Origin of the sequence: Umezawaea tangerina, from assembly GCF_003002815.1 — a bacterium.
In the GTDB taxonomy this organism is placed as follows: domain Bacteria; phylum Actinomycetota; class Actinomycetes; order Mycobacteriales; family Pseudonocardiaceae; genus Umezawaea; species Umezawaea tangerina.
Genome location: NZ_PVTF01000001.1, coordinates 420,715 through 441,837 on the forward strand (window position 1 = coordinate 420,715; position 21,123 = coordinate 441,837).

At 70.3% G+C, this 21,123-nt stretch carries 21 protein-coding genes; 14 read left to right on the forward strand and 7 right to left on the reverse strand.

The window, feature by feature from the left end; all coding sequences use genetic code 11:
• Positions 1–99 precede the first annotated feature (99 nt).
• Genes CLV43_RS01980 through CLV43_RS02000 form a run of 5 tightly spaced genes read left to right on the forward strand, consistent with a single transcriptional unit; the run spans position 100 to position 5,863 of the window.
• Positions 100–1,782 (forward strand): ABC transporter substrate-binding protein, encoded by a 1,683-nt coding sequence (locus CLV43_RS01980; RefSeq protein ID WP_106185204.1) that lies wholly within the window; start codon positions 100–102, stop codon positions 1,780–1,782.
• A 34-nt stretch (positions 1,783–1,816) separates the two neighbouring features.
• Positions 1,817–2,821, forward strand: a complete 1,005-nt coding sequence (locus tag CLV43_RS01985; RefSeq protein WP_106185205.1) for an ABC transporter permease — start codon at positions 1,817–1,819, stop codon at positions 2,819–2,821.
• 4 nt (positions 2,822–2,825) lie between these two features.
• Positions 2,826–3,761, forward strand: coding sequence for an ABC transporter permease (locus CLV43_RS01990; RefSeq protein ID WP_106185206.1), 936 nt, complete (start codon positions 2,826–2,828; stop codon positions 3,759–3,761).
• 6 nt (positions 3,762–3,767) lie between these two features.
• Positions 3,768–4,763 (forward strand): ABC transporter ATP-binding protein, encoded by a 996-nt coding sequence (locus tag CLV43_RS01995; protein ID WP_106185207.1) that lies wholly within the window; start codon positions 3,768–3,770, stop codon positions 4,761–4,763.
• Positions 4,760–5,863 carry an ABC transporter ATP-binding protein gene (locus CLV43_RS02000; RefSeq protein ID WP_106185208.1) on the forward strand — a complete coding sequence of 368 codons (1,104 nt, stop codon included), beginning with the start codon at positions 4,760–4,762 and terminating at the stop codon, positions 5,861–5,863. The genes CLV43_RS01995 and CLV43_RS02000 overlap by 4 nt, the downstream gene beginning before the upstream one ends.
• A gap of 162 nt (positions 5,864–6,025) precedes the next feature.
• Here the strand turns inward: CLV43_RS02000 and CLV43_RS02005 are convergent, their stop codons facing one another.
• The gene (locus CLV43_RS02005; protein ID WP_106185209.1) at positions 6,026–6,580 is read right to left on the reverse strand and encodes a TIGR03086 family metal-binding protein; all 555 of its coding nucleotides are present in this window, start codon (positions 6,578–6,580) and stop codon (positions 6,026–6,028) included.
• 90 nt (positions 6,581–6,670) lie between these two features.
• On the opposite strand from CLV43_RS02005, the gene CLV43_RS02010 reads away from it, so the two are divergent.
• Positions 6,671–7,270 (forward strand): TetR/AcrR family transcriptional regulator, encoded by a 600-nt coding sequence (locus CLV43_RS02010; protein WP_106185919.1) that lies wholly within the window; start codon positions 6,671–6,673, stop codon positions 7,268–7,270.
• Here the strand turns inward: CLV43_RS02010 and CLV43_RS02015 are convergent.
• A complete protein-coding gene (locus CLV43_RS02015; protein WP_106185920.1) occupies positions 7,245–7,835 on the reverse strand; it encodes a DedA family protein in 591 nt (196 codons plus the stop codon). The genes CLV43_RS02010 and CLV43_RS02015 overlap by 26 nt on opposite strands.
• Positions 7,836–7,982: 147 nt before the next feature.
• Between CLV43_RS02015 and CLV43_RS02020 the strand changes: the two genes are divergently transcribed.
• Positions 7,983–8,633 (forward strand): DedA family protein, encoded by a 651-nt coding sequence (locus CLV43_RS02020; RefSeq protein ID WP_106185210.1) that lies wholly within the window; start codon positions 7,983–7,985, stop codon positions 8,631–8,633.
• A gap of 57 nt (positions 8,634–8,690) precedes the next feature.
• Here CLV43_RS02020 and leuA read toward each other — a convergent pair whose 3' ends face one another.
• Positions 8,691–10,484 carry a 2-isopropylmalate synthase gene (gene leuA, locus CLV43_RS02025; RefSeq protein WP_106185211.1) on the reverse strand — a complete coding sequence of 598 codons (1,794 nt, stop codon included), beginning with the start codon at positions 10,482–10,484 and terminating at the stop codon, positions 8,691–8,693.
• Between the two features lie 208 nt (positions 10,485–10,692).
• Here leuA and CLV43_RS02030 point away from each other — a divergent pair, with 208 nt between their 5' ends.
• Positions 10,693–11,022 (forward strand): hypothetical protein, encoded by a 330-nt coding sequence (locus CLV43_RS02030; protein ID WP_245886067.1) that lies wholly within the window; start codon positions 10,693–10,695, stop codon positions 11,020–11,022.
• Between the two features lie 38 nt (positions 11,023–11,060).
• A complete protein-coding gene (locus tag CLV43_RS02035) occupies positions 11,061–11,381 on the forward strand; it encodes a hypothetical protein (RefSeq protein ID WP_106185212.1) in 321 nt (106 codons plus the stop codon).
• Here CLV43_RS02035 and CLV43_RS02040 read toward each other — a convergent pair.
• Both CLV43_RS02040 and CLV43_RS02045 read right to left on the reverse strand, forming a co-directional pair.
• Positions 11,346–11,936, reverse strand: a complete 591-nt coding sequence (locus tag CLV43_RS02040; protein WP_106185213.1) for a nitroreductase family protein — start codon at positions 11,934–11,936, stop codon at positions 11,346–11,348. The two genes, CLV43_RS02035 and CLV43_RS02040, sit on opposite strands and share 36 nt — an antisense overlap.
• On the reverse strand, positions 11,936–13,144 hold the full coding sequence (locus CLV43_RS02045) for a hypothetical protein (RefSeq protein ID WP_245886068.1): 1,209 nt from the start codon (positions 13,142–13,144) through the stop codon (positions 11,936–11,938). Before CLV43_RS02045 ends, CLV43_RS02040 begins: the two co-directional genes overlap by 1 nt.
• 99 nt (positions 13,145–13,243) lie before the next feature.
• Between CLV43_RS02045 and CLV43_RS02050 the strand changes: the two genes are divergently transcribed.
• From CLV43_RS02050 to CLV43_RS02060, 3 genes are all read left to right on the forward strand, one after another.
• Positions 13,244–14,509, forward strand: coding sequence for an aspartate kinase (locus CLV43_RS02050; protein ID WP_106185215.1), 1,266 nt, complete (start codon positions 13,244–13,246; stop codon positions 14,507–14,509).
• Entirely contained in the window at positions 14,506–15,570 is a 1,065-nt protein-coding gene (locus CLV43_RS02055; protein ID WP_106185216.1) for an aspartate-semialdehyde dehydrogenase, read from the forward strand. Before CLV43_RS02050 ends, CLV43_RS02055 begins: the two co-directional genes overlap by 4 nt.
• Positions 15,571–15,640: 70 nt before the next feature.
• The gene (locus CLV43_RS02060; RefSeq protein ID WP_106185217.1) at positions 15,641–17,110 is read left to right on the forward strand and encodes a gluconokinase; all 1,470 of its coding nucleotides are present in this window, start codon (positions 15,641–15,643) and stop codon (positions 17,108–17,110) included.
• A gap of 221 nt (positions 17,111–17,331) precedes the next feature.
• Here the strand turns inward: CLV43_RS02060 and CLV43_RS02065 are convergent, their stop codons facing one another.
• Positions 17,332–18,507, reverse strand: a complete 1,176-nt coding sequence (locus tag CLV43_RS02065) for an MFS transporter (protein WP_211304196.1) — start codon at positions 18,505–18,507, stop codon at positions 17,332–17,334.
• 85 nt (positions 18,508–18,592) lie between these two features.
• On the opposite strand from CLV43_RS02065, the gene CLV43_RS02070 reads away from it, so the two are divergent.
• Together CLV43_RS02070 and CLV43_RS02075 are read left to right on the forward strand one after the other, a co-directional pair.
• On the forward strand, positions 18,593–19,033 hold the full coding sequence (locus tag CLV43_RS02070) for a Fur family transcriptional regulator (protein ID WP_106185219.1): 441 nt from the start codon (positions 18,593–18,595) through the stop codon (positions 19,031–19,033).
• The gene (locus tag CLV43_RS02075; RefSeq protein ID WP_106185220.1) at positions 19,030–20,478 is read left to right on the forward strand and encodes a catalase; all 1,449 of its coding nucleotides are present in this window, start codon (positions 19,030–19,032) and stop codon (positions 20,476–20,478) included. The genes CLV43_RS02070 and CLV43_RS02075 overlap by 4 nt, the downstream gene beginning before the upstream one ends.
• Positions 20,479–20,564: 86 nt before the next feature.
• On the opposite strand, the gene CLV43_RS46945 is transcribed toward CLV43_RS02075, so the two are convergent.
• Positions 20,565–20,777 carry a hypothetical protein gene (locus CLV43_RS46945; RefSeq protein WP_146174614.1) on the reverse strand — a complete coding sequence of 71 codons (213 nt, stop codon included), beginning with the start codon at positions 20,775–20,777 and terminating at the stop codon, positions 20,565–20,567.
• Positions 20,778–21,123: the final 346 nt, after the last annotated feature.

The window sequence follows — 21,123 nt, forward strand, 5'->3', positions numbered from 1 at the left end:
TGGCCGTATCGTGACCTCTGCGGTTCCGGAAGGGCAACTTGCACCGGTTAGGGTCGGCGACCACACCGTGAGATTGTCGGATTCACCAAGGGGTGTTTGATGCTTCAATCCCGAACGGCTCGGAGGCGCTGGCTGGCCGCGATCGGCCTGGTCAGCGTCTCTGCGCTCGCCTTGTCCGCCTGCGCCCAGTCCGACCGCGGGACCGACAGCTCCGGATCCGGCAAAGTAGGTGGCACCTTCACGTTCGGTGCGGCCGGCGCGCCGAAGCTGTTCGACCCGTTCTACGCGACGGACGGCGAGACGTTCCGCGTCGCCCGCCAGATGTTCAACGGGCTGACCACGTTCAAGCCGGGCACCGCCGAGCCCGCTCCCGAGCTCGCGGAGAGCTGGTCGCCGAGCTCGGACGGTCTGACGTGGACCTTCAAGCTGCGCCAGAACGTCAAGTTCCACGACGGCACGCCGTTCAACGCCGAGGCCGTGTGCGCGAACTTCGACCGCTGGTACAACCAGAAGGGCGCGGGCACCTCCGACGCCGTGTCCCAGTACTACGTGGACAACTTCGGCGGTTTCGCCGACGGTGCGAAGCCCTCCCTGTACAAGTCGTGCAGCGCGAAGGACGCCAACACCGCCGAGGTCGTGCTGACCAGCTCGACGTCGAAGTTCCCGGACATCCTGGGCCTCCCGTCGTTCTCGATGCAGAGCCCGACGGCGCTGAAGCAGTACGACGCCGACAACGTGCAGGCGCAGGGCGACTCGTTCACCTTCCCCGCCTACGCCACGGACCACCCCACCGGCACGGGCCCGTTCAAGTTCGGCTCGTACGACAAGGCGAACAACACGATCGAGCTCGTCCGCAACGACGACTACTGGGGCGAGAAGACGAAGCTGGACAAGCTCGTCTTCCGCATCATCCCGGACGAGACCGCCCGCAAGCAGGCCCTCAAGTCCGGTGACATCGACGGGTACGACTTCCCGGCCGCCGCCGACTGGGAAGGCCTAAAGAAGGACGGCTTCAACGTCCAGATCCGGCCCGCGTTCAACGTCATGTACTTCGGCATCAACCAGGCCGGGAACCCGAAGCTCCAGGACCTCAAGGTCCGCCAGGCGCTGGCCTACGCCATCAACCGCGAGCAGCTCGTGAAGTCGCAGCTGCCCGAGGGCGCCAAGGTCGCGGACGAGTTCATCCCGGAGACCGTCGGCGGCTACGCCAAGGACGTCACGAAGTACGAGTACAACGTCGACAAGGCCAAGTCGCTGCTCGCCGAGGCGGGCGCTTCCGACCTGACCCTGAAGTTCTACTGGCCCAGCGAGGTCACCCGCCCGTACATGCCCAGCCCGAAGGACATCTTCGGCGCCATCTCCGGTGACCTGGAGAAGGCGGGCATCAAGGTCGAGGCCATCACCAAGCCGTGGAACGGCGGTTACCTCACCGACGTCGACCAGCACGTGCCGGACGTCTTCCTGCTCGGCTGGACCGGCGACACCGGTAGCGCCGACAACTGGATCGGCACGTTCTTCGGCAACCCGGAGAACCGCTTCAGCACCGGCAAGTCGCCGTGGGGCGCCACCCTCGCGGCGGACCTGAAGAAGGCCGACTCCACCCCGGACCGCGACGCCCGCCTGAAGGTGTACGAGGGGATCAACAAGCAGATCATGTCCGAGTACCTGCCCGCGATCCCGATCTCGCACTCCCCGCCCGCGCTGGTCGTCAAGTCGGACGTCAAGGGCATCGTGCCCAGTCCGCTCACCGACGAGAAGTTCGGTCCGGTCAGCAAGGGCTGATCCAGCCCACTAACGAGAACAACGGGGTAGGTACGTGCTCCGCTACACCGTACGGCGGCTTATCCAGCTGCTCGGCGTGGTGCTGGTGCTCTCGTTGCTCGTCTTCGCGTGGTTGCGCGCACTCCCAGGAGGGCCGGCTTCGGCCCTCCTGGGGGACCGCGGGACCGACGAGTCGCGGGCGGCGTTGAACAAGCAACTCGGTCTCGACCAGCCGATCTTCATCCAGTACTTCAAGTTCCTCGGCCGAGCCCTCACCGGGGACTTCGGCAACTCGACCGGTGTCCAGCCCGGCGACTCCGTGGTCGACATCTTCGTCCAGCGGTTCCCGGCGACCATCGAGCTCAGCGTCTTCGCGATCATCCTCGCGGTGATCGTCGGCATCCCGCTCGGCTACGTCGCGGCCAAGCGCCGCGGCACCTGGTTCGACAACCTCAGCGTCGGCGGGTCCCTGATCGGTGTCGCCGTCCCGGTCTTCTTCCTCGCCTTCGTGCTCAAGGAGGTCCTCGCCTCCAAGCTCGGTCTCCCGTCCGTCGGCAGGCAGGACGCCATCGGCGCGACCAGGGTCACCGGTTTCTTCGTGCTCGACGGCATCCTCACGCAGGAGTGGGACGCGGCGTGGAACGCGCTCAAGCACCTGTTCCTGCCCGCCATCGCGCTCGCCACGATCCCGTTCGCGGTGGTCTTCCGCATCACCAGGGCCGCGGTGCTCGACGTGATGGACGAGGACTACGTCCGCACGGCCGAGGCCAAGGGCCTCACCGCGCAGGTCGTGCGCAGCCGCCACGTGCTGCGCAACGCGATGCTCCCGGTCGTCACCACCATCGGCCTGCAGATCGGCGCGCTGCTCGCGGGCGCCGTGCTGACCGAGAAGGTGTTCGCGTTCTCCGGGGTGGGCGAGGCGCTGGCGCTCGGCTTCGAGCGCCGCGACTACCCGGTCCTGCAGATGCTCATCATGGTCGCCGCGGTCGTGTACGTGGTCGTCAACCTCCTGGTCGACCTGTCCTACGCGCTCATCGACCCGCGGATCAGGACGAGGTAGCGACGTGGCCATCGGAAGTGCGAAGAAAGAGCGCATCGACTCGCTCGCCGAGTCGACCGCCGACGACTCCGGGGTGAGCCTCGCGGCCAGCGCGTGGAAGCGCCTGCGCCGCAGCCCCGTGTTCCTGTTCGGCTCCTTCATCATCGTGGCGTTCGTGATCATCGCGATCATCTCGCCGTGGATCGCCCCCCACGACCCGTCCGCCCGCGACCTCGCGGACCAGGTCATCAAGGCGCGCAACGAGATCCCGAAGCCGCAGCCCGGCTACCCGCTCGGCGGTGACCTGCAGGGCCGCGACTTCCTGTCCCGCCTGCTCGTCGGCGCCCAGCAGACGTTGCTGGTCGGCGTGTTCGCGACGCTGATCGGCCTCGTCGGCGGTCTCGCGCTCGGCACGCTCGCGGGCGCGTTCGGCGGCTGGGTCGACTCGCTGGTCATGCGGTTCGTCGACGTGATGCTGTCGATCCCGCAGCTGCTGCTGGCGTTCGGCATCGGCGCGCTGTTCGCGAAGCCCAACCTGTTCACCGTCATCCTCGCGGTGTCGATCGTGCAGATCCCGGTGTTCGCCAGACTCCTGCGCGGATCCATGCTCGCGCAGCGGGAGAGCGACCACGTCCTCGCGGCGACGTCGCTGGGCGTGAAGCACGGCGCGATCGTGTTCCGGCACATGCTGCCGAACTCGCTCGGCCCGGTCATCGTCCAGTCGACGCTGGTGCTCGCCACGTCGATCATCGACGCGGCCGCGCTGTCGTTCCTCGGCCTCGGCAACCCGGACGACCGGATCCCGGAGTGGGGCCAGATGCTCGGCGGCGCCCAGACCGTGATCGACACCCACCCGCAGCTGGCCTTCTGGCCCGCGGGCTGCATCATCGCCATCGCGCTCGGCTTCACGCTCGTCGGCGAGTCGCTGCGTGACGCCCTCGATCCGAAGAACCGGCGGTGACGTTCGATGGCACTACTGGAAGTCCGTGACCTCACCGTGCAGTTCCAGCGCAAGGGCGAACCGTCCTTCACCGCTGTGGACCAGGTCAGTTTCGACGTCGAACCCGGCCAGACCGTCGGCCTGGTCGGCGAGTCCGGCTGCGGCAAGTCCGTCACCTCGCTCGCGATCATGGGCCTGCTGCCCAAGCGCGGCGCGAAGGTCAGCGGGACGGTGGACTTCGAGGGGACCGACCTGCTGCGCCTGTCCGACAAGCAGCTGCGCGACAAGCGCGGCCGCGACCTCGGCATGGTGTTCCAGGACCCGTTGTCCTCGTTGAACCCCGTCATCCCGATCGGCGTGCAGGTCACCGAGGTGCTGGAACGGCACCGCGGCCTGAGCCGCAAGACGGCCATGGTCGAGGCGGCCGAGCTGCTGGAGAAGGTCGGCATCCCCGACCCGACGCGGCGGCTCACCGAGTACCCGCACCAGCTGTCCGGCGGCATGCGCCAGCGCGCGCTGATCGCGATCGCGTTGGCGTGCAGGCCCCGCCTGCTCATCGCCGACGAGCCGACGACCGCGCTCGACGTGACCATCCAGGCGCAGATCCTCACGCTGCTCAAGGGCCTCGTGAAGGACCTCGGCACCGCGCTGGTCATGATCACGCACGACCTCGGCGTCGTCGCCGGTCTGTGCGACGAGGTCAACGTGCTCTACGGCGGCCGCGTCGTGGAGAAGGCCCAGCGGCACGAGCTGTTCGCGCAGCCGCGCCACCCGTACACGCACGGGCTGCTCGCCTCGATCCCGCGGCTGGACGCCCCTCGCGGCGAGCGGCTGAACCCGATCCGGGGTTCCGTGGCGGACAACATCCCGTGGGACAACGGGTGCGCGTTCGCACCGCGCTGCCCCAACGCGCTCGACATCTGCCGTGAGCGGACGCCGGTCCAGGAAGACCTGGGCGGCGGCAGGCTGTTGCGCTGCCACAACCCCGTTCAGCCCGAGGTGCCGCAGGAGGTGTCGGCATGACCGCTCCGCTGGTGTCCATCGAGGGCATCAAGGTGCACTTCCCGATCAAGCGGGGCGTCGTCCTCGACCGCACGGTCGGCCACGTCTACGCCGTCGACGGCGTGGACCTGGAGATCCACCGCGGCGAGACCTACGGGCTCGTGGGCGAGTCCGGTTGCGGCAAGTCCACCCTGGGCCGCGGCGTCCTGCGCCTGACCGAGCCGACCGCGGGCCGGGTCGTCTTCGACGGCACCGACCTCACGTCGCTCAAGGGCGAAGAGCTGCGCACCATGCGCCGCCGCATGCAGATGGTGTTCCAGGACCCGATGTCCTCTTTGGACCCCCGCCAGTCGGTGGAGTCCATCCTGGTCGAGGGTCTGCACGCGCACGGCATGGACAAGGACAAGGCGGCGACGGCCAAGCGCCTGCGCTCGCTGCTGTCCTCGGTCGGCCTGCCGTCGACCTCGCTGCGCAAGTACCCGCACGAGTTCTCGGGCGGCCAGCGCCAGCGCATCGGCATCGCCAGGGCCCTCGCGGTCGAACCGGACCTCATCATCGCCGACGAGCCGGTCTCGGCGCTGGACGTCTCGGTGCAGGCCCAGGTCGTCAACCTGCTGGAGGACCTCCAGCAGGAGTTCGGCCTGACCTACCTGGTCATCGCCCACGACCTGGCCGTCGTCCGGCACATCTCCGACCGCGTCGGCGTGATGTACCTCGGCGGCCTGGTTGAGGAGGCGACCTCGGACGACCTGTACGCCGAGCCGCTGCACCCCTACACCAGGGCCCTGCTGTCGGCGATCCCAGTGCCGGACCCCGAGGTCGAGGACCGGCGCGAGCGCATCCTGCTCCAGGGCGACCTCCCGTCACCGGCGAACCCGCCGACGGGGTGCCGGTTCCACACCAGGTGCCCGTGGAAGCAGAACACCAAGTGCGACACGGACCGCCCGGTCCTGCGCGAGGTCGAGCCCGGCCACAAGGTGGCCTGCCACTGGGCGGAGGACATCCGCAGCGGGCAGATCAAGCCGCACGAGGTCGAGGCCGTGCTCATCGAGGAGGACGGCATCTCGCCGGACGTCCCCCTCGTCGGCCCCGTCTCCGTGACGGAAGCCCTCAACCCCTAGGGCGTGTGTCGAAGTCCGTGTTCGCGGCCGCCTCAGGCGCGACTCCCATCGAACGAGACTTCGACACACGCCCTAGCGCGGTGGCCGCTCCCCGGCGGGGAGCGGCCACCGCACCAGCGCAACGGCCCGCGGACCCCTCCGCGGGCCGTTCGCGTTCCGCGGTCAGGCGGGCCAGCGCGGCGAGCGCCCCAGCCGTCCCACGAGCCGGTCGGTCACCGACGCCCCCGCGTCGACCTCCACCGGCGGCGCGAACGCCGAGATCCCGTGCGGGTACCTCGCCACGATCCGCAGCGCGGCCTCGGCCAGGTCCGCCTCCAGCTCGTACTCGCGGCCCAGGGACCGGGCCAGGTCCCAGGCGTGCACCAGGTTGTCCACGAAGTGCGCGGCGACCAGCACCCGCCCCTTCTGCGGCCCGTAACCGGGGAACTCGACGTCGCGGTCCATCAGCCCCGGCGAGCCGAACACGCCCCACGCCAGCTCCATCGTGGCCCGGTAGACCCCCAGCGGGTCGTCGCCCAGCGGCCGCGACTCCCCGAGGGGCACCCCGCGCGCCCCGGCCGTGAACGACAGCGTCGAGTCGACCTGGTGCTGCACCAGACCGCGCACCGTCCACTCCGTGCACGGCGTGGCCATGTCCAGCTCCGCCTCCGTCAGGCCCTCGATCAGCTCGACGTTCAGCGCGCAGGCCCGCCGGTCCATCTCCAGCAAGTCCGACATCCCAACCCCCAAGACCAAAGAAACTGTACGAACGGTCGTACTATTACCTGGTGCCCGAACCCTGTCAACAGGAGAGCTACGGTGGACCTCGTGACACGCGTGGACGGCCGGATCGAACGCGGCGAGCAGACCAGGCGCCTCATCCTGCGCCGGGCGGCGGACATCTCGTCGGTCGAAGGCCTCGAAGGCCTCTCGATCGGCAGGCTCGCGACCGAGCTGGAGATCAGCAAGAGCGGCGTCTTCGCGCACTTCGGCTCGAAGGAGGAGCTCCAGCTGGCCACGGTCGCGCTCGCCACCGACATCTTCGTCGACCGGGTCGTCAGGCCCGCGTTCCATGGCCCGGCGGGGCTGCCGAGGCTGCGCGCGCTGTGCGAGGGCTGGCTCGACTACTCCGAGCGCCGCACGTTCCCCGGCGGCTGCTTCTTCGCCGCCGTCCAGCCGGAGTTCAGCTCACGTCCCGGCCGCGTCCGCGACGCCGTCGCCGAGGCGGGCACCAAGTGGACCGCGCTGATCCGCGACGCCGTGGCGAAGTCCGGTCTCGACGACGACCCGGACCTGCTGGCGTTCGAGCTGATCGCGTTCCTGGAGGCGGCCAACGTCCAGGCCGTCCTACACGACGCCCCCGGCGCCTACGAGCTGGCCCGCAGGGCCGTGGACGCCCGGCTCACGCGGCCATCGGCGTCGGCGTAGCGGCGGCGGCCTCCACGACCCGCCGCTGGGTCGCCCTGACCAGCATCCCGGCGGGCACGCTGACCAGCAGCGCGACCCCCAGCGAGATCAGCATCGCCAGCACGGGCTCGGTGACGACCTGGCCGCCGACGTACCCGAGCAGCGCCGCGTACGCGCTCCACAGCGTCGCGCCGACCACCGCGACCGGCAGGAACCGCCGCCGCGGCCAGCGCAGCGACCCGGCCAGCAGCGCCCCGATGATGCCGCCGCCGGGCACGAACCGGATCGCGACCAGGATCGACTCACCCCGGTCGGCCAGCTGACCGGCGGTCCACGACACCACCGCCCGCGACCCCGAGCTCCGGTTGAACCGCCGCAACGCGCGCATCCCCAGCCCGCGCCCGATCCCGAAGTTGACGAAGTCCGCGAGCGTGCAGCCCACCGCCGCCACGACGATCACCCACACCAGCGGCAGCTCGCCCGAGGCGGCCAGCACGCCGTACCCGATCAGAACCGCCTCGGTCGGTGCCAACGGCACCACCGCGACCAGGAAGAGCACGAGCAGACTGGCTGTTGCGGCGTCCATGAACCGTGCAACGCCCGTGCCGTGGAATCGGCGCCCGAGCCGGGAGACCTTCAGCATTCCCACAGCCACCGCCCGCCCAGGACGCCACGGGCGCGGGAAACCCCTGTGGAACTTCAGCATTCCCTCAGCTCCTGGCAGGATCCGGAGGTGCACATCAACGAGTGGCTCCAGACGATCCCGCCGCTGGCGATCATCCTCCTGGTCGGGTTCGTGATCGGCCTGGAAAGCCTCGGCATCCCGCTGCCCGGTGAGATCGTGCTGGTCAGCGCCTCACTGCTGGCCGCACAGCACGTCGTCAGCCCGGTCGCCGTCGCGGGCGCCGCGATGACCGGCGCGATCGTCGGCGACTCGATCGGCTACGCCATCGGCCGCAAGGGCGGCAAACCCCTCTTCGTCTGGGCGGGCCGGAAGTTCCCGAAGCACTTCGGGCCCGCGCACCTCGCGACCGCCGAGAAGGCGTTCGAGCGCTGGGGCATGTGGGCCGTCTTCTTCGGCCGCTTCATCGCCCTGCTCCGCATCTTCGCGGGCCCGCTCGCGGGCGCCCTGCACATGCGCTACTGGAAGTTCCTCACCGCCAACGCCCTCGGCGGCATCGTCTGGGCGGGCGGCACCACCGCCGTCATCTACTACCTCGGCATCGTCGCCGAGAAGTGGCTCAGCCGCTTCTCCTGGATCGGCCTCCTCGCCGCCGTCCTGTTCGGCATCGGCACCGCCTGGTTCATGAAGCGCCGCGCCGCCAAGGCCGCCGCCGAACTGGAGTCGGACGCCGAACCCGACCCGGTCTCCAAGCCGGCCTGAGAACGCCGATGGCGTGACCACCAGGACGGGTGGCCACGCCATCGGCGTCAGGAGCCGCTACCGGTTCGCCCGGTTCACCGCCGACACGATGCCGGTCAGCGCCGCGGCCGTGGTGGAGTGGTCGATGCCGACGCCCCACAGCACCCGGTCGCCCACCGCGCACTCCAGGTACGCCGCGGCCCGTGCGTCGTCGCCCGCGGTGAGCGCGTGCTCGACGTAGTCCAGCACCCGCACGTCGTAGCCGACGGACGCCAGCGCGTCCACGAACGCCGCGATCGGGCCGTTGCCGTTGCCGGTGATCTCGACCTTCTCGCCGTCGGCCCAGATCGAGGCGGTGATCTCGGCGTGGCCGCTGTCGTCGCTGGAGATGCGGTGCCCCACCAGCTTCAGCGGCACGGCCGGGTTGAGGTACTCGTCGGCGAAGGCGTCCCACATGTCCTTCGGGCCGATCTCGCCGCCCTGGGTGTCGGTGACCTCCTGGATGACCCGCGAGAACTCGACCTGCAGCCTGCGGGGCAGGTCCAGGTGGTGCTCGGTCTTCATCAGGTAGGCCACGCCGCCCTTGCCGGACTGCGAGTTGACCCGGATCACGGCCTCGTAGTTGCGGCCGACGTCCTTGGGGTCGATCGGCAGGTACGGGACGTCCCACGGGTAGGCGTCGACGTGCTGGCCCGCGGCCTTGGCCTCGTCCTCCAGGGCCTCCAGGCCCTTCTTGATGGCGTCCTGGTGGCTGCCGGAGAACGCGGTGAACACCAGGTCGCCGCCGTAGGGGTGCCGTTCGGGCACGGGCAGCTGGTTGCAGTACTCGACGGTGCGGCGGATCTCGTCGATGTCGGAGAAGTCGATCTGCGGGTCGACGCCCTGGCTGAAGATGTTCATGCCCAGGGTCACCAGGCAGACGTTGCCGGTGCGCTCGCCGTTGCCGAACAGGCAGCCCTCGATGCGGTCGGCGCCCGCCAGGTAGCCCAGCTCGGCGGCGGCGACACCGGTGCCGCGGTCGTTGTGCGGGTGCAGCGACAGCACGATGGAGTCGCGGCGGGCCAGGTTGCGCGACATCCACTCGATGGAGTCGGCGTAGACGTTCGGGGTGGCCATCTCGACGGTGGCGGGCAGGTTGATGATCATCGGCAGCTCGGGGGTGGGCTGGACGACCTCGGTGACGGCGTCGCAGACCTCGAGCGCGTAGTCCAGCTCGGTGCCGGTGTAGGACTCGGGGGAGTACTCGTAGCGGAACTCGGTCTCCGGGTACTCCTTGGCGACCTCCAGCGCGTACTTCGCGGCGTCGACGGCGATCTTCTTGATGCCCTCGCGGTCGGAGCGGAACACGACCCGGCGCTGGGTGATCGACGTGGAGTTGTAGAAGTGCACGATCGCGCGGGGCGCGCCGTCCAGCGACTCGAACGTCCGCTTGATCAGCTCGGGGCGGCACTGGGTCAGCACCTGGATGGTCACGTCGTCCGGGATCGCGCCGTCCTCGATGATCTCGCGGACGAAGTCGAAGTCGGTCTGCGAGGCGGCCGGGAAGCCGACCTCGATCTCCTTGTAGCCCATCCGCACCAGCAGGTCGAACATCTTGCGCTTGCGCGCCGGCGACATGGGGTCGATCAGGGCCTGGTTGCCGTCGCGCAGGTCGACCGCGCACCACTGTGGCGCGGTCGTGATCGTCTTCGACGGCCACGTGCGGTCGGGTACCGATACGGGCTCGACCTCGTCGGCGAAGGAGCGGTAGCGGTGGAAGGGCATCGAGCTGCCGCGCTGGGTGTTCCACTTCGGCTGCTCGGACGGCGCGGGCCGGGACGGCGGGCGCAGACGGCTGGTGCCGGAGGTGTACGCGTCGGGGCTGGTGGTCATGATCTGGTGGCTCCTGCGGTCGCTGGGGTGCAGACGACCGGCGGCAACGCTCGACTCCGCGACGGGGGGCCGGTCTGGTCAGACCCCGTCACGGCAGCGAAGCAGGAGGGCACGCGCCACGTCCGACACAGTACCCAGAATTCCCGCTCGGCCGGAACCATTCGTCCACATGGTGGAACTTCACCCGAACGTGTCCAGATCGTGTTTGGTGGAGCATCTCGACGGGAATCTCTTTCACATGTCCAGATGGCGTACAGGAACTCGCAGCGGCAGCTACACGGCTGCCAGGGTGATCAGCGGTGTTGGCGCGCTGTTCGCGGTCATCGAGATCGTCTACATCCTGATGATCGTGCTCGGCGCTAACCAGGCCAACGCGTTCTTCTCGTTCGTGAAGTCGCTCGCCGAGCCCTTGGCGCTCTTCTTCCCGGGCCTGTTCAGCTTCGAGAGCTACAACCTGAGCATCATCATCAACTACGGTCTCGCTGCCGTCTTCTGGCTGGTCGTCACGGGTCTCATCGCCCGTCTCCTCGCTCGCTAGCCTGCTACTGGCCGGTAAGTTCGTGCCACACTGGTGGCATGGCCGAAAACCAGACAGCCGCCGGTCGCGGCGTCCGCACCAAGGTCGTGGGCGCCGTGGCCGGTGTCGTCGGTTGGGCGGGGCTGGCCGTCGCGCTGGTCCTCGTCGCCCACGTCGTGCTGACCGTGGGCCACGCCAACCCCGACAACGGCATCACGTCCTTCGTCGCCGGTTGGGCGCGTCCGCTCGCACTGGGCTTCCACGACCTCTTCGCACCGCAGGACGCGACGCTCGGGGTGGTCGTGAACTACGGCGTCGCCGCGCTCTTCTGGCTCGTGGTCAGGTCACTCGTGCTCAAGCTGGTCCGCAGGCTCGCCTAGCTCGACCGGCCCGCCCCACGTGCCGCCGAACACCAGCTCGGTCAGCGGACGCCGCCTGCGCGGCCGCGTCTCCCTGGCCTGGAGCTCCTCCGGCAGGTCCGCCACGTCACCGAGGTGGCCGAGGGCGATGGCCACCACCGGTTCCACGTCGTCGGGCATCCCGAACTCCGCGCGCGCAGCGTCCTTGTCGAACCCGCCGATCTGGTGGGTCACCAGCCCGAGGTCCACGGCCTGCAGCACCAGGTTCTGCACCGCCAGCCCCAGCCCGTACACCGTGTTCGGCAGCTCGCCGCGCTCGTCCGCGGTGACCACGGCCCCGATCAGCAGCACGGACGCGCGGTGCGCCCACGTCCGGTTGCGCGGCCGCAGCGTCGCGAGGATCCGCCGGTGGGTGTCGTCGCCGCGGTAGCCCAGCAGGAACCGGGCGGGCTGGGTGTTGCCGTGCGAGGCGGCCCACCGCGCGGCCTCCAGCACCACCCGCATCCGCGCGGGCGACACCTCGGCCACCGGGTCGAACGCCCGCGGGCTCCACCTCTGCTCGATGGCGGGGATCATCAGATCGCGTACTGCCAGGCCGTGATCGCGTAGGCGCCGAACCACGCGCTGAACACCGCGAGCCCCGACAGCAGCGCCACCGCGGTCGACGTCCGCCTCTTCGCGATCGCCAGCGCCGCCGGGACGAGCAGCGTGAACGCGGGCAGCAGCAGGCGCGCCTTCGAGTTCATCAGGCCGTTCGAGTCGAGGTCCATCAGCAGCACCCCGATCCCGTAGACCAGCAGCGGCCACTCCAGCCTCCGGCGGAAGCCCAGCACCACCAGCGCGACCGCGATCAGCAGGATCCACACCGTGGTCAGCTCCAGCACCGACCGGGGCTCGCCCAGGTTCGCCAGCGCGAACTTCCAGGTCGCCGCGCCGCCGTCGAACCGGGAGTCCCAGCCGCGCTGCTGCACGGCGAACCAGCCGTCGAGCTGCCCGGTCCGCGCGGCCACGTAGCCGAGGTAGCCCAGCAGGCCCAGCGGCGCGAGCAGGCCGCCCACCCACGGCTTCCAGCCGTCCTTGCGGGTGAGCACCGAGACCAGCGCGGCCAGCCCCACGGCCAGCAGCAGCGCCGCGGCCGTCGGCCGGACCAGGCCCGCCGCCGCCGTGCACAGGCCCGCCAGCACCCACTTCCGCTCCACCACGCCGACCAGCGCCCACGCGGCCAGCGCGCAGAACGTGGCCTCGGAGTACGTCATCGACAGCACGACCGCCATCGGCGACGCCGCGAACAGCGCCACCAGGACCAGTCCGGCCCTCGGCGAGCCCTCCCGGATCTTCGACCCGAGCCGGAACAGGCCGTACGCGCAGAACAGCCCGCTCACCAGGCTCACCGTGAACGCCGCGCCGCGCAGCTCGACACCGGGCAGCCCGTCGACCCAGCGGACCAGCGCGGGGTAACCGGGGAAGAACGCCAGCGGCGTCTCCGCGCTGCGCCTGCCGAACGCGTCGACCAGGTTCCGCGGCACACCCCCGTAACCGCCCTCGGCGATGCCGAGGAACCACTGGCCGTCCCACGAGGTGAGGGCGGTGGTCACGTTCTTGTGCCAGCGGTTTGCCATCAGCTGGAGCACGAACAGGCCGAGCTCGCGGACGAGGAGGAACACGACGCCGGGGGCCATCTGCAGGGCCACCGGGTGTCTCAGGAACCGCTCCAGCCGCTCGCGCAGCGCAGGTGCGCCGCTGGGCACGTCCGGGGGAGCTGACACCGCCTCGACTGTCGACACCCGCACGAGAGTAGTGCCCGTCACGGGCCCGGCTGTCCACTCCTTGACACAGGTAGGCTGCCCGCGACGTGGGAATTTGATCCGCAAGGAGGTCAGTCGGTGGCGCTCGTCGTCCAGAAGTACGGCGGTTCCTCGGTCGGAAGTGCCGAGCGGATCAAACGGGTGGCCGAGCGCATCGTCGCGACCCGCAAGGCGGGCAACGACGTCGTCGTCGCGGTCTCCGCGATGGGCGACTCGACCGACGAGCTGCTCGACCTGGCCCGCCAGGTGTCCCCGGTGCCGCCCGCCCGCGAGCTCGACATGCTGCTCACCTCCGGTGAGCGCATCTCGATGTCGCTGCTGGCGATGGCGATCCACGCGCTGGGCGCCGAGGCGCGGTCCTACACCGGGTCGCAGGCGGGCGTGATCACGACGTCCGTGCACGGCAAGGCGCGCATCATCGACGTGACGCCGAGCCGGATCTCCGACGCGCTGGCCGACGGGGCGATCGCGATCGTCGCGGGCTTCCAGGGCGTGAGCCAGGACAGCAAGGAGATCACCACCCTCGGTCGGGGCGGCACGGACACGACCGCGGTGGCGCTGGCCGCCGCGCTCAAGGCCGACGTCTGCGAGATCTACACCGATGTGGACGGCGTGTTCACCGCCGACCCCCGCATCGTGCCCAACGCCAAGCGGCTCGAGACCATCACCTACGAGGAGATGCTCGAGATGGCGGCCTGCGGCGCCAAGGTGCTCATGCTGCGCTGCGTCGAGTACGCCCGCCGCTACGGCGTCCCCGTGCACGTCCGCTCCTCGTTCAGCAACAAGCCAGGGACCATCGTGTCCGGGTCAGTGGAGGACCATCCCGTGGAACAGGCGATGATCACCGGTGTCGCGCACGACCGCTCGGAGGCCAAGGTCACCGTGACCGCGGTGCCCGACCACCCCGGCGTGGCGGCCAAGATCTTCCGCGTCGTCGCGCAGGCCGAGATCGACATCGACATGGTCGTGCAGAACATCTCGCGCGCCGCCGACGGCCGCACCGACATCACGTTCACGCTGCCGAAGGACGACGGCCCGCGCGCCGTCGCGGCGCTGAACAAGGCGCGCGAGGACATCGGCTTCGACGCCGTCCTCTACGACGACCACGTCGGCAAGGTGTCGCTGATCGGCGCGGGCATGCGCTCGCACCCCGGCGTGACCGCGACGTTCTGCGAGGCGCTGGCCACCGCGGGCGTCAACATCGAGATCATCTCCACCTCGGAGATCCGCATCTCGGTGATCTGCCGCGACACGCAGCTCGACGACGCCGTGCGCGCGCTGCACGACGCGTTCGAGCTGGGCGGCGACGAAGAGGCCGTGGTGTACGCGGGGAGTGGACGATGACGGGCCCGGTTCTGGCACTGGTCGGCGCGACGGGTGCCGTCGGCACCGTCATGGTCGACATCATGAACGGCCGCGAAAGCGTGCCGTGGGGCGAGATCAGGCTGATCGCCTCGGCCCGCTCGGCGGGCAAGAAGATCACCGTGCGCGGCGAGGAGCTGACGGTCGTCGCGCTCTCGCCCGAGGCGTTCGACGGTGTCGACGTCGCGATGTTCGACGTGCCGGACGAGGTCTCCGCGGAGTGGGCGCCGATCGCGGCGTCGCGCGGCGCGGTGGCCGTGGACAACTCCGGCGCGTTCCGCATGGACGACGAGGTGCCGCTGGTCGTCCCCGAGGTCAACTCGGACCAGATCTCCAACCGGCCCAAGGGGATCATCGCGAACCCGAACTGCACGACGCTGTCGATGATGGCGTCCCTCGGTGCCCTGCACCGGGAGTTCGAGCTGCGCGAGCTGGTCGTCGCGTCCTACCAGGCGGCCTCCGGTGGCGGCCAGGCCGCGATCGACCGGCTGCGCGCGGAGCTGGAAGCGGTGGCGGGCAAGGACGTCGGCGTCCGCGCGGGCGACGTCCGCGAGGTGCTCGACGCGGCGGGCCTGCCGGTGGCGGACTCCCCGTTCCCGGCTCCGCTGGCGCTGAACGTGATCCCGTGGGCCGGGTCGCTCAAGGACGAGGGCTGGACGAGCGAGGAGCTCAAGGTCCGCAACGAGTCCCGCAAGATCCTCGGCATCCCGGACCTCAAGGTCTCCGCGACCTGCGTCCGCGTCCCCGTGGTGACCACGCACTCGCTCGCGGTCCACGCGGTGTTCGTCCGCGAGGTCACCGTCGAGGCGGCGCACAAGATCTTCGCGGCGCAGCCGTCGATCGTGCTGGTCGACGACCCGGCCGCGAAGTCGTTCCCGACGCCGGCGGACGTCGTCGGCGGCGACCCGACCTACGTCGGCCGGGTGCGCCAGGCGCTGGACTTCCCGAACGCGCTGGACTTCTTCGTGTGCGGCGACAACCTGCGCAAGGGTGCCGCGCTCAACACCTACGAGATCGCCGAGGGCCTCGCCGACCGGCTGTAGGCCGACCGGAACCTCGACCGGGGCGCTTCCGACTCACGTCGGGGGCGCCCCGTTGAGTAGCGTCTCCCGCATGGCGCAGGCAGTGCTCGGAGTCGACCTGGGAACGACCGCGACGAAGGTCATCGCGGTCGACGAGACCGCTCGCGTGCTGTTCGGCGCCGAACACGGCTACCCGCTGCACACGACCCCGTCCGGCGAGGCCACGCACGACCCGGTCCAGGTCCTGGACGCCGCTTTCCAGGCGCTGCGCGAGGTCGCCGCCTGGTGCGCGTCCTCCGGTGTCGAGGTCGTGGCCCTGTCGTTGACCGGTGCCATGCACACGCTGCTGGCCGTGGACGCCGAGGGCACCCCGCTCACCGGCTCGCTGAGCTGGGCCGACAACCGCGCCACCGAGCAGACCGCGCTGCTGCGCGGCACCGAGGAGGGTGCCGCCCTCCACCAGGTCACCGGCACCCCGATCCACCCGTTCGCCCCGCTGTCGAAGCTCGCCTGGTTCACCCGGTACGAGCCCGAGCTGGCGCGGACGGCCCGGTGGTGCGGTCTGAAGGACTTCGTGGCCCTGCGCCTCACCGGCCACCTCGCCACCGAGCACTCCTCCGCGTCGGGCACCGGCCTGATGGACATCCACCGGCTCGCCTGGCACCCCGGTTCGTTGGCGTTCACCGGCATCACGGCCGACCAGCTGCCGAACCTGCTGGCCCCCACCGACTCCCTCCCGCTGACCGCCGACCTCCCCGGCCTGCCCGCGGGCCTGCCCGTCGTCATGGGCGGCGGCGACGGCCCGCTGGCCAACCTCGGCGTCGGCGCCGTCACCCCCGGCGTCGCGGCGCTGTCGCTGGGCACCAGCGGCGCCCTCCGCGTCGTCCGCGACCGCCCCGGCGTCGACGACCGCGGCCGCGTCTTCTGCTACGCCATCGCCGAGGGCCTGTGGGTGCTCGGCGGCGCCGTCAGCAACGGCGGCGTGGTCGCCCAGTGGGCCGCCGACACCTTCGGCACCGACGTCGGCACCCTCCTCGCCGAAGCCGCCGACGTCCCCACCGGCGCCAACGGCCTGCTCGCCCTCCCGTACCTGCTGGCCGAACGCGCCCCCTGGTGGGACCCCGACCCGCGCGCCACCCTCGTCGGGCTGCGCCGCGAACACACCAGGGCCGACATCACCAGGGCCCTCGTCGAAGGCGTCGGCCAGCAGCTCGCACTGGTCCTCGACGCCGTCCGCTCCACCGACGCCCGCGTCGACTCCATCCGCGTCACCGGCGGCGCCTTCCGCAGCGACCTCTGGGCCACCGTCCTCGCCTCCGCCCTCGGCATGGACCTAGAGCTCGCCGACGACAGCGAGGGCTCCGGCGTCGGCGCCGCCCTGCTCGCCTGGCGCGCCCTCGGCACCCTGCCGTCCCTCACCACCGCCGCCGACCTCGTCGTCCCCACCGCGACGATCAAGCCCGACCCCGACGCCGTCACCCACTACGCCCGGTCCCGCCCCCTCGTCGAACGCACCTACCACGCCTTCCGCGACCTCGCGGGCGCCCTCACCGCCCCCTGACCACCCAGAAGGCATCCGGACGCCGACCGCGCCGACCGCGGCCGCGCGGACACCGCTCGCCGCTCGCCGCTCGCCGCTCGCCGCTCGCCCGAGCTTCGACCACCCCGGACGTCGACCACCTCAGGCATCGACCACCCGAAAATGTCGTACCCCACCCGTAGCGTGTGCGTCGGGGGGTCCTCACGACGGGGGGACCCGTGGTCCAGGCCGTGCTCCGCGCCCTACACCTCCACCAGGTTCGCGGCGCGGCGGTCCAGCAGCACGCCGATGCCCGCGATGCTCACCCCGACCGCGCCGACGACCACGAACCCCCACCCGGCCGACGAGTGGTCGATCACGAACCCGGCCAGCGGTGCCCCGGCCGCCGCTCCCAGCGTGAACGCCGACCCCTGCAACCCCATCGCCTCGCCGCGCACGGACGCGGGCGTGAGGCGGGTGATCACCTCGCCGGTGCTGGCGATCACCGGTGCGGCCATCAGGTTCGCGGGGACCAGTGCCAGTGCGAGCACCCACACCGAGCCGGTGGACAGGCCGACGGGGATCGCCAGCGCGCCCAGGGCGGTCATCAGCATCCGCGGTGACGGCGGGCGGCTGACCGCGCCGTAGACGAACCCGCCCACGAGCGACGCGGCGCACATCACGATCACCAGCACGCCGGTCCACTCGACCCGCCCCTGCTCCTGCAGTGCCGCCACCAGCGCGACCTCCATGCCCGCCAGCACGATGATCGCGCCCGCCGAGGTGAGCAGGACGCCGAGCACCGGAGGGGTGAGCCACTCGCGGCGGGCGGGTCGTTCGACGACCGCGTTCTCCTCCTCGTTGCGGATGGGCGGGTTGACGACGTAGAGCGCGATCCCGGACGCGACCATCGCGGCGCCGACGCTCCACAGCGCGACCTGGCTGGTGGCGCGCGTGGTCAGCAGCACGCCGAGCGCCGGGCCCGCCATGTAGGCGACCTCGACGGCCATCGAGTCGACGGCGAGCGCCGTGCGGCGCTGGTCGACGGGGACGAGCGCGGTGAGGACCTGCCTGCCGATGGACATGGTCGGGATCGTCACGAGGCCGCTGAGCAGCGACGTCACCAGCAGCACGGGGTAGGGGAGCACCGGGGCGCTGAACCAGAACAGGCCCTCGGTGATGGTGCTGAGCACGAGCATGGCGCGCAGGCCGCGGCGGTCGGTGAGCCTGCCCATGAGCGGGGCGCCCAGCGCGATGCCGATGGTGCCCGCGGTGCCGACCAGGCCCGCGGCGCCGTAGCCCTTGTCGAGGGACAGGACCACGTGCAGCGTCAGGGTCATGCCCGCGGCCGTGGTGGGGATCCGGGCCAACAGCATCAGCACCATCACCGGGCGGACTCGGGGCAGGCGGAGGACGCTGAGGTACCGGGCGATGTTCACCGACCCATGTTCCCCTGATGGGGCAACGACTTTAACCCCTCGTTTTCTTGACTCGTTCCAGAAAACGTGGTCACATGGAACGGCCATGACACCAGGACCCCGCGAGCTCCTCGGAGAAGCCGGACTGCGGATCACCGCGCCCCGGCTGGCGGTGCTCGAATGGCTCGCCGACCACCCGCACGCGACGGCCGACCAGGTCGCCGAGGGTGTGCGACGGCGGTTGGGGACGGTGTCCACCCAGGCCGTCTACGACGTGCTGAACACGTGTTCCCGCGTGAAGCTGGTGCGGCGGATCGAACCCGCGGGCCACCCGGCCCGGTTCGAGACCCGCACCGGCGACAACCACCACCACCTGGTGTGCCGCCGCTGCGGCCGCACCGTGGACGTCGACTGCGTGCACGGCGCCGCCCCCTGCCTCGAGCCCTCGGACGCCGCGGGCTTCACCGTGGACGAGGCCGAGGTGACCTTCTGGGGGCTGTGCGGCGACTGCCAGGTACCACGACAGGACGAGGAGCTACCCGCGTGACCGAACCGCGTCACACCACGAACAACGTCGGCATCCCGGTCGCGAGCGACGACCACTCGCTCACCCTGGGCGCCAACGGGCCGATCCTGCTCCAGGACCACTACCTCATCGAGAAGAACGCCCAGTTCAACCGTGAGCGCGTGCCCGAGCGCGTGGTGCACGCCAAGGGCGGTGGCGCCTTCGGGCACTTCGAGACGACCGAGGACGTCAGCCGGTTCACCAAGGCCGCGCTGTTCCAGCCGGGTGTGAAGACCGACACGCTGCTGCGCTTCTCCACGGTCGCGGGCGAGCTGGGCTCCCCGGACACGTGGCGCGACCCGCGCGGGTTCGCGCTGAAGTTCTACACCTCCGAGGGCAACTACGACCTCGTCGGCAACAACACCCCGGTGTTCTTCCTGCGCGACCCGATCAAGTTCCCGGACTTCATCCGCTCGCAGAAGCGCCGCGCCGACAACGGCCGCCGCGACCACGACATGCAGTGGGACTTCTGGACGCTCCAGCCGCAGACCGCGCACCAGGTCACCTGGCTGATGGGCGACCGCGGCATCCCGAAGACGTGGCGCCACCAGAACGGCTACGGCTCGCACACCTACCTGTGGGAGAACGCGGCGGGCGAGAAGTTCTGGGTGAAGTACCACTTCAAGACCGACCAGGGCATCGAGACGCTCACGTCGGAGGAGGCCGCGAGGATCGCCGGTGAGGACGCCGACGCGCACCGCGCCGACCTGTGGCACGCCATCGAGCGCGGCGAGTTCCCGAGCTGGACGCTCAAGGTCCAGGTCATGCCGTACGCGGAGGCCGAGAACTACCGGTTCAACCCGTTCGACCTGACCAAGGTGTGGCCGCACGCCGACTACCCGCTGATCACGGTCGGCAAGCTGACCCTGGACCGCAACCCGGCCGACTACTTCGCCGAGATCGAGCAGTCCGCGTTCGAGCCGACGAACCTGGTGCCCGGCATCGGCACGTCCCCGGACAAGATGCTGATCGGCCGCATCTTCTCCTACCCGGACGCGCACCGGTACCGCATCGGCGCGAACTACGCCCAGCTCCCGGTGAACCGGCCCAAGTCGCCGGTGAACTCCTACTCCAAGGACGGGGCGATGCGGTACACCAACTCCGCCGACCCGGTCTACGCGCCGAACTCCTACGGCGGCCCGCACGCCAACCCCGCGCTGGCCGGTGAGGTGACGACCTCCTACGGCGTCGAGGACGCCCCCGTGCGAGCGGCGTACAAGCTGCACGTCGAGGACGACGACTTCGGCCAGGCGGGCACGATGGTCCGCGAGGTGTTCACCCAGGAACAGCGCGACCGCCTCGTCGACACCGTAGTCGGCCACGCGAGCAACGGCGTCTCCGCGCCGGTGCTGGAGCGCGTGTTCGAGTACTGGCGCAACATCGACAAGGAGACCGGCGACCGCATCGCGGCGGCCTTCGGCAAGTGAGCAGCTAGCCAGACCCGCACTCCCACCACGGCGGAACGGCCCCGGAAGCGCTTTCCCGAGCGCCTCCGGGGCCGTTCCACGTCGTCTCACGGGTCGACCTCGTCGTCCGAACCCGTCCCTCCTCCGGTCCTCCCGTTCCACGGCGCGTACAGCAGTGCGACGACACCGGCGGCGGTGGCCACCTCCGTCACCGGTCGGGCGGTGAAGCACATGAGCGCGAGCACGCCGGTGAGGGCGGCCAGGAATGCGACGAGGTCGAGCATTCGCAGTCGGTAGGTGCGACGACCCTTCTCGGACATGGCGACTCCCGCGGTTGGACTCCCGGTCGGACTCGGGTCGACCGGGACGACGAATTCGGTGCTCCTCCATTGAGCCCGCGCGGAGACCGACCTTCAACTTTCACCGCCGTCACCGGGGCCCTTCCGTCCCGTTCAGCGCACTCGGCGCGCTGACCTGCCCTTTCCGGGAGCTTTCGGCGTCGGCTGAAGAATTCGCACGAGCGGCTGCCGGTTCGGTCGCGTTTCGGCGTGGATGAGGGCACAAATGGGTTCGACCAACAATGCCCTGATGTGGTGGATTTTCGACTAACGACCCGATGCTTTTCGGCGATACGGATTTTCAGCAGCTCGTGAAAAGCGAATGGGA

Excerpts from the sequence above, each read along its gene's own strand:
- CLV43_RS01980 (WP_106185204.1), top strand. The coding sequence starts at position 100 with ATGCTTCAATCCCGAACGGCTCGGAGGCGCTGGCTGGCCGCGATCGGC.
- CLV43_RS01995 (WP_106185207.1), top strand. The coding sequence starts at position 3,768 with ATGGCACTACTGGAAGTCCGTGACCTCACCGTGCAGTTCCAGCGCAAG.
- CLV43_RS02000 (WP_106185208.1), top strand. The coding sequence starts at position 4,760 with ATGACCGCTCCGCTGGTGTCCATCGAGGGCATCAAGGTGCACTTCCCG.
- CLV43_RS02005 (WP_106185209.1), bottom strand. The coding sequence starts at position 6,580 with ATGTCGGACTTGCTGGAGATGGACCGGCGGGCCTGCGCGCTGAACGTC.
- CLV43_RS02015 (WP_106185920.1), bottom strand. The coding sequence starts at position 7,835 with ATGGACGCCGCAACAGCCAGTCTGCTCGTGCTCTTCCTGGTCGCGGTG.
- leuA (WP_106185211.1), bottom strand. The coding sequence starts at position 10,484 with ATGACCACCAGCCCCGACGCGTACACCTCCGGCACCAGCCGTCTGCGC.
- CLV43_RS02035 (WP_106185212.1), top strand. The coding sequence starts at position 11,061 with ATGGCCGAAAACCAGACAGCCGCCGGTCGCGGCGTCCGCACCAAGGTC.
- CLV43_RS02040 (WP_106185213.1), bottom strand. The coding sequence starts at position 11,936 with ATGATCCCCGCCATCGAGCAGAGGTGGAGCCCGCGGGCGTTCGACCCG.
- CLV43_RS02055 (WP_106185216.1), top strand. The coding sequence starts at position 14,506 with ATGACGGGCCCGGTTCTGGCACTGGTCGGCGCGACGGGTGCCGTCGGC.
- CLV43_RS02060 (WP_106185217.1), top strand. The coding sequence starts at position 15,641 with ATGGCGCAGGCAGTGCTCGGAGTCGACCTGGGAACGACCGCGACGAAG.
- CLV43_RS02070 (WP_106185219.1), top strand. The coding sequence starts at position 18,593 with ATGACACCAGGACCCCGCGAGCTCCTCGGAGAAGCCGGACTGCGGATC.
- CLV43_RS46945 (WP_146174614.1), bottom strand. The coding sequence starts at position 20,777 with ATGTCCGAGAAGGGTCGTCGCACCTACCGACTGCGAATGCTCGACCTC.